Below are 1,376 nucleotides of genomic sequence, written 5' to 3' on the forward strand. Positions count from 1 at the left end.
TCGGGCTTGTTCGAGGAGGCCCGCACCAGACCCCAGGTCCCGTCCTCGGCCGTCACCCGCACCCCGTTGACCGTCACCAGATCCACGATCCGCTGGCCCGCCACCGCCTCGCCCGAGGCCTGCAGCGCCCGGAAGCGCTCGGTCACCCGCTCCACCACGGCGTACTTCACCTCGTCGGCGCAGTGCGGCGACATGGTGGGCGAGCCCCAGGTCTGCGGCAGCGCCCGGTAGAGGTCGGACAGGCGCGCGCCCGGGTTGCGGTCGAGCATCTCCAGCACCGCGATCGCGGTCAGCAGGCCGTCGTCGTAGCCCCGCCCGATCGGTTCGTTGAAGAAGAAGTGGCCCGACTTCTCGAAGCCGGCCAGCGCGCCCAGCGCGTTGACCCGCCGCTTGATGTAGGAGTGGCCCGTCTTCCAGTAGTCGGTCTTCACCCCGACCCGCTGCAACTCGGGATCGCTGGCGTAGAGGCCGGTCGACTTCACGTCCACCACGAAGGTCGCGCCCGGATGCAGCCGGCCGAGATCGCGCGCCAGCATCACGCCGATCTTGTCGGCAAAGATCTCCTGGCCCGCCTCGTCGACCACGCCGCAGCGGTCGCCGTCGCCGTCGAAGCCCAGTCCCAGATCGGCGCCGCTCGCCCGCACCGCCTCGGCGATGGCGTGCAGCATGGCCATGTCCTCGGGGTTGGGGTTGTAGCGCGGGAAGGTCCAGTCGGGGGCGACGTCGAGGGGCACGACCTCGACGCCCAGCGCCTCCAGCAGGCGGGGCGCGAAGGCGCCGGCGGTGCCGTTGCCGCAGGCGGCCACCACCTTGAGCTTGCGCGCGAGGGGCTTGGCGCGCGCCTTGAGGTCGGCGAGGTAGGTCTCGGCGAAGTCGGGCACGTAGGCGTAGGCGCCGCCGCTGCGGTACTGGAAGGCGCCCGAGAGCACGATCTCCTTGAGCCGGCTCATCTCGTCGGGGCCAAACGTCATGGGGCGCTCGGCGCCCATCTTGACGCCGGTCCAGCCGTTGTCGTTGTGGGAGGCGGTGACCATGGCCACGCAGGGGCAGTCGAGGGCGAACTGCCCGAAATAGGCCATGGGCGAGAGGGCCAGCCCGATATCCTTCACGCGCAGGCCCGCCGCCTGCATGCCGGCGACGAGGGCCAGCTTGATGGAGGAGGAGTAGCTGCGGAAGTCGTGGCCGGTGACGATGTCGGGGCGCACGCCGCGCTCGTGGATGAGCGTGCCGATCCCCAGCCCGAGCGCCTGCACGCCCATCAGGTTGATCTCGTCGGGAAACAGCCAGCGCGCGTCGTACTCGCGAAAGCCGGTCGGCTTGACCAGGGGCGCCTGCTCGAACCCAAACGTGTTGGAGGCCAGCGCGGCAAGCGGCGT

At 70.6% G+C, this 1,376-nt stretch carries 1 protein-coding gene; it reads right to left on the minus strand.

The window, feature by feature from the left end; genetic code table 11:
* Positions 1 to 1,361 (minus strand): phosphomannomutase/phosphoglucomutase (locus tag MFF54_RS27405; RefSeq protein ID WP_238307343.1); only part of this gene is annotated, 1,361 nt, incomplete at its 3' end.
* Positions 1,362 to 1,376 lie beyond the last annotated feature (15 nt).

The organism is Methylobacterium gregans, assembly GCF_022179245.1.
GTDB lineage: Bacteria > Pseudomonadota > Alphaproteobacteria > Rhizobiales > Beijerinckiaceae > Methylobacterium > Methylobacterium gregans.